This window comes from Clostridium polyendosporum, from assembly GCF_018332455.1.
Lineage (GTDB): Bacteria > Bacillota > Clostridia > Clostridiales > Clostridiaceae > Clostridium_AY > Clostridium_AY polyendosporum.
The window spans coordinates 81896-87913 of the sequence record NZ_BOPZ01000016.1; the positions used below are offsets into that span (position 1 = coordinate 81896).

The window sequence follows — 6018 nt, forward strand, 5'->3', positions numbered from 1 at the left end:
ATTTTTAAAAGTTATTATAGATAACTTTACTTCCTTAAATTTATTATAGCTTAGCTTATATAAAAATAATTTTACTACATATCATTAAATTCTTTAATTCTGGATGCTAAAACCTTAGAGTTTTTAGAATCCCCAACAATCTCTGTAGGTTTCTTATCCATTTCCCTTGCTAGAATATCTATTATCTTACTTATGCAATATGCACCATGACAATTACCGAATGTGGCTCCCGTTCTTCTCTTTACTCCTTCAACAGTTCTTGCTCCTAGAGGCCTTCTTATAGCATCTACAATTTCCCCCTCAGAAACTTTATTACATAAACATATAATTTTTCCATATCTCTTATCCAAAGAAATTGCTTCATTTCTCTGTTCCTTTGTCATATCCCTAAATCTATAAAAATCTCTTCTTTTATCTATAAAATTCTTCTTAAGAGTAGAACTTAAATTACTAACAACAGTTTCACACAGCATTTTGCCTAAAGAAGGAGCAATAGTTATCTCTGCATAATGTTTTCCTGTAACCTTTATATAACCTTTTGTACTATTACTATCATCTATAAACATCAAATCTTTACTATAGTTATCATAAAATATACTATTTACGTCATCCTTTGTCACTTCTGGAATAAGATTTGATGCCTCCTCAAGCAACTCCTTAAAACCTAAGGACTTATTAGTATTGATACCAATAAGTGTTCCTCCTGAAAGGGTTGGAACTTGATTTATTAGATTATCCTCGCCTTTAACCTTCATAACGACATTTGAAAGTCTACATTTAAATTTCTCATCTAAAAGAAGATACTGTATTCTATTATGATCATTCTTAATTGTACTTCTACTTAAATCTATAGTGTAATTATCTCCAGGTATTGTGTTAATAACAACTCTACAAGTAAATTTATTTTTATTTGTAGTAACCTTAAAACCCTTAGTAATCTTTTGAATATCTTGCACAATCTCCTCTAACCTAAAAATAACACCGTTATCAAAAGCAACTTCAGCATATGCTATAGCTAAGTCATAAGGACATATTACTGCTGTATTACCTGAGTATAATGCCTTCTTTACATTAATTTTTAAATGAGGTTCTATATCATAAACTGCTTTATCATCTATTAAATATATATTTTCTATACCTCTTTTTTTTGCTCTATTATACATATCCTCAAGTATCTTAACGCCTTCTTCATCCTGCACTATCTTAAGTGATCCTACTCTTTTAAAAGGAACATTAAATTTCTTTGTTATATCAAATAGCATAGAATTACCTATATGTTCAAGTTTACTCATAAGATCATCTTTAGTTTCAGAACCATCAAATACAATAGCTGTATTTACTAAGGATATATCATCAGCAATATCATAATCTTTTTCAATAACAGCAATATTTAAGTTATATTTTGATAATTCATAAGCAGCAGCACATCCTATAATACCACCACCTAATATCAAAACATCATAATCCATTTTAACCTCCTAATAGTAATGCATAATAAATAATTTAATAAAATTATATCATATTTTACCTAATAAAAAGATAGTAAAAACCTCACTATTCTCTAGCAATAAAAGAATAGTGAGATTCTTGTCTTGTTAAAAATAATAAGAATATTATTTATTACTTAAATTACCAAGCATTTCTCCTAATTGTTTTATATACTCCCCATAGGTAGACCAATCTCCAGACTTTTGAGCTTCAATAGCTTTATCATAAAGATCTTTTGCTTTCTTTATATCTTCATTATTCTCAATCTTTATCTGTGAAGATTCATTAATAGGTAAATTTCCACCCTCTACCTGAGGTGAATATTTAAATAACTTTTCTAATGCCTTTTCTACTGTTTCTGCTCCTACAATTCTTTCACCATCTGAAATTATTATCTTCTTAACTTCTGGCATAGATTTCTCAACATCTGCTTTTAAATAAATTGTTTCAAGGTAAAATAAGGAGTCATTTATAGGTATTATAACTGTATCTCCATATTCAACTTTAGATCCTTTTCCCTGCCATAAGCTTATCTCTTTTGATATCTCTGAGTCAGATAAAATTTTATTTTTTAATAAGTATGGGCTTAATATAGTCTTCTGTGGAGGGAACTTATACATTACTAGTTTTCCATAGTTTTGTCCATCCATTCTTCCTCCGAGCAAAGCTACCATATTTTGTTTTCCTTTCATATTAAAATACTCAAAAAGAATCATCTCTATATTTTTTTCTTCTGGCAGCCTTGTCATTAAGTAAAGAGACTCATTTGTTCCCTCTTTACCCTCTACATTCACAATATTAGATGAAACTTCCCAAAGATCCTCTTGAGTAAAAAATACTATTGGATTAGTCATATGATATTTTCCTAAAACATCACACTGTACTTTAAATAAATCTTGAGGGTACTTAAAGTGATCCTTTAGCTTTTTAGGCATTTGATCTGAATTTTTAAATAAGCCCTTAAATATCTTAGAGTAACTTAATGCTATAGGATCTTGTTCATCTACTATATAAAAATCAGTATTTCCATTATAAGCATCAACTGTAACCTTAATAGAATTTCTAACATAATTTATGCTATTATATGGTTGTGAATACGGATATTTATCAGAAGTAGTATAGGCATCTATTATCCAAAATAATCTTCCATCATTTGTAACTAAATATGGGTCACTATCGTAACTTAAAAATGGTGCTATTTTTTTTACTCTTTCTATTATATTTTTATTAATAAGAATTTTACTATCTGAGTTCACATCTCCTGATAACAATATTCTTATATTGCCTTCATAAATAGAATAAAGTAACCTATTAAACCAACTTATCTTTATTCCTGCTGAGCCATTGTATTTTATAGTTTGGTTTTCTCCTCCCTTTGGATAATCAAGTTCTTCAACTTTCGTATTTACTATAGCATAATCATTAGAACCTTCACCAAAATATATTCTTGGATTATCTAAGCTAATATCTGTTAAATTCTCTGTAGGTATATCTTTCATAACAAAATCAGGTTGTCCATCTAATGTTACAGAATTAACCTTACTCATAGCTACGCCATATCCATGCGTATACCTTAAATGTTTATTTTGCCAAGTAGTTATATTACTATTATCTAATTCTCTTGGTGCTATAAATACTTGCGTATAATTATTATTAAAGTAATATCTGTCTGTATCTGCATCTAAAAATTCATAATAATTCTTTATTACTTGAACCTGATTATAGAAATTAAGTACTGGACTTATAGAATTTACTTTAAGATTTGATATTATATCTTTATTATTATTAAGCTGATTATTATCTAAACTATTTTTAGGTTCAAAATTATTTTCTTTAATGTTGTCAATATTAAAAGCCTTTCTTGTTGCTTCTATATTATTACTAATATAATTTTTTTCAAATTCCATCTCATTTGATTTTACTATAAATTGTTGAACAAATATTGCCAATATAGGTTCTAAAATTATAAGGCCTATTATAATACTTACTACTGTAGCTACATGTTTAAATCTTCCTTTAAATATACTTATGAATACTATAACGGATGAAATTAAACTAACTACTGTAATTATTTTATAAAATAAAAGTGTTATCTTAACATCTGTATATCCTGCTCCAAAAACAATTCCACTTGAGCTATATAATAGATAATAAGATTTTAATATATACCCTCCAGCAATCATAATCATTAAAATAGATGACACTATTGCTAGTTGAGTTCCTGCAAAACTTTTAAGTGTTTGTCCTCTTGAAACACGCCAGTTATCTATACTTATAACGTTATTTTTCAACCTTACTAAAACAAAAGTTATTAAAGTTATTATACCTATAATAACTAAAATAGATATTAATACATTATAAATTGATTGGATTAATGGGAGCTTAAATACATAAAAAGATATATCTTTATTAAAGACAGGATCATTTACCCGAAATGGTTCAGAGTTAGTGAATTGAAGTATTCTATACCAATAAGTAGATGCAATCATAAATGACATGAAAATAGAAATTATAAGTGTACTTACAACTATAATCCTATTAATTGACTTTCTTCTATTTTGTTCTATAAACACTGTAAATTTTTTTGTAATGTTTTTGCTATAAAGATATATTGTAGCGAAACAAATCGCAAATATTGGAATTATAAGTTTTAAGGTTGCAACTAGTCTGGTAAAGTAAACACTAAGGTATCTCATTTCACTAAACCACTGAATATTTACTATAAGATTAGAAGATAAAAATATAATCATTAAGAAACAAAATAATGCTGCTATAATGAACCAGAACTTTTTTATCACTTTAACACCTTCTTTAAATAATTAATAATAACTTAATGTAATATTTATATTAAAAGCTATTCTGATATCAAATATTGTTTTTTCTTAAGTTCCTTAAGTATATTACTCATATCTTCTTCTGATTCTGTGGATATAGTGTGAATATGAACTCCCCCAGTTAGAACCGAAAGTGGTTGTGCATTAATTTCCTTAAACTTTTTCATAAACTTATTTAATTCATTAAGATTTCTTATCATCAGCATTGCTCTTATTTCACCATAAAGAGGATGTTCTACTATTACATCTTCTATTATGCCTCCATAACTTACAATCATTTTCAACTCATTTTCTACTTCATCTATACCATGATTTACGGCTATTATTTTTTTGATCTTGTTAGTAATATTTTTTTTCATAATATATCCATCTGGCGTTGCAATTATATTATGTCCTTCTGCTCTTAAAATTGCTATATCCTTAACTATTATTTGCCTTGTTACCGCAAATTCACTAGCTAAGTTAGTACCTTTTTGAGGTTCAGAAGTTTTTTTAAGACTCTTTAATATAGCTTCTCTTCTTAAGTTTGATTGCCCCATAACATCCCTCCTGTTTTATTTTTTAATCTAATTTTTATCATCACTATACTTTAAAATCTTTAACATTTTATTATCTATAGGTACATTTGTATGATGTTTTTCAATAACATCTAAAAAATCTTTAGAGTAATTATATTTTTTTAATATATTAACTCCCTTTTGTGCATGATTATAATAAGCATCAATCACTTTTATATTATTATACTTTCTTATTCTTCCCTTTGTTGATTTATCTAATAATACCATTATAGATTTCTCAATAGTATTTAAAGATCCTTCACTCTTTCCTATATCATGAAGCAAAGCTACTTTTGCAAACTTATCTTGATCTATACTTTCCTTATCTACACTTACTTCTAACATAGCTAAAGCATCCTTTGATACCCTTATAGAATGATGTTTATCACTTTTTCTTAATTTATTAAAAATTTTTTTTTCTTCTTCATTTAAATATTTATTTATGAAATTTTTATCTATTTTTTTAAAATGGCAACTTATTGCCCACCAAAATTGCTTTATTCTATAAAAAGACATATTTTTTCCCCTTTATTGTAAATAGTTTTCTACTCAAAACATATCAATTATAGTACTTCCTATTAATAATTATAATATACTGATTTATTTAATGTATAGAGAAAAATAAATCATCTTATTATAAAACAAAAAAGCTATGAACTTTCGTTCATAGCTTTTATTTGGTGGAGATAAAGAGATTCGAACTCTTGACCCCCTGCGTGCAAGGCAGGTGCTCTCCCAACTGAGCTATACCCCCAAATGGTGGACCTTCAGGGACTCGAACCCCGGACCAACCGGTTATGAGCCGGTTGCTCTAACCAACTGAGCTAAAGATCCATATACTAACCTGGCAACCTCCTACTCTCCCACACAGTCGCCCGTGCAGTACCATCGGCCTCTTAGAGCTTAACCATCGTGTTCGGTATGGGAACGAGTGTATCCTCTAAAAGCATCATCACCAGATATCAAACTTACATTTCGTATTATACTGTATTGACACAATATTGTCAATATTTTTTTGAAAGATTATTGTTCTTTCAAAATTGCACATAAGTTTTAGCCTTTTTATTGGTCAAGCCCTCGACCTATTAGTATCAGTCAGCTCAACATGTTACCATGCTTACACCTCTGACCTATCAACC

At 28.1% G+C, this 6018-nt stretch carries 4 protein-coding genes, 2 tRNA genes and 2 rRNA genes; all 8 read right to left on the reverse strand.

The features are described 5' to 3' along the window. Window positions 1-74: 74 nt before the first annotated feature. The gene (locus CPJCM30710_RS10300; protein ID WP_212904087.1) at window positions 75-1469 is read right to left on the reverse strand and encodes an NAD(P)/FAD-dependent oxidoreductase; all 1395 of its coding nucleotides are present in this window, start codon (window positions 1467-1469) and stop codon (window positions 75-77) included. Between the two features lie 144 nt (window positions 1470-1613). Continuing rightward, window positions 1614-4286, reverse strand: a complete 2673-nt coding sequence (locus CPJCM30710_RS10305) for a UPF0182 family protein (RefSeq protein ID WP_281413976.1) — start codon at window positions 4284-4286, stop codon at window positions 1614-1616. 56 nt (window positions 4287-4342) lie between these two features. Further along, complete coding sequence (locus CPJCM30710_RS10310) at window positions 4343-4861, reverse strand: transcription repressor NadR (RefSeq protein ID WP_212904088.1); 519 nt, start codon at window positions 4859-4861, stop codon at window positions 4343-4345. Window positions 4862-4888: 27 nt separating this feature from the next. Continuing rightward, window positions 4889-5395: an HDIG domain-containing metalloprotein gene (locus CPJCM30710_RS10315; protein ID WP_212904089.1), complete on the reverse strand. Its 507-nt coding sequence runs from the start codon at window positions 5393-5395 to the stop codon at window positions 4889-4891. Window positions 5396-5557: 162 nt separating this feature from the next. Then, window positions 5558-5633, reverse strand: a tRNA-Ala gene (locus CPJCM30710_RS10320). A gap of 3 nt (window positions 5634-5636) precedes the next feature. Then, window positions 5637-5713 (reverse strand) — tRNA-Ile (locus CPJCM30710_RS10325). Between the two features lie 8 nt (window positions 5714-5721). Continuing rightward, window positions 5722-5839 (reverse strand): 5S ribosomal RNA (gene rrf / locus CPJCM30710_RS10330). Between the two features lie 105 nt (window positions 5840-5944). Beyond that, a 23S ribosomal RNA gene (locus tag CPJCM30710_RS10335) occupies window positions 5945-6018 on the reverse strand; the annotation flags it as partial.

Coding starts and splice junctions, on each gene's coding strand:
- CPJCM30710_RS10315 (WP_212904089.1), bottom strand. CDS start 5,395: ATGTCTTTTTATAGAATAAAGCAATTTTGGTGGGCAATAAGTTGCCAT.
- CPJCM30710_RS10300 (WP_212904087.1), bottom strand. CDS start 1,469: ATGGATTATGATGTTTTGATATTAGGTGGTGGTATTATAGGATGTGCT.
- CPJCM30710_RS10310 (WP_212904088.1), bottom strand. CDS start 4,861: ATGGGGCAATCAAACTTAAGAAGAGAAGCTATATTAAAGAGTCTTAAA.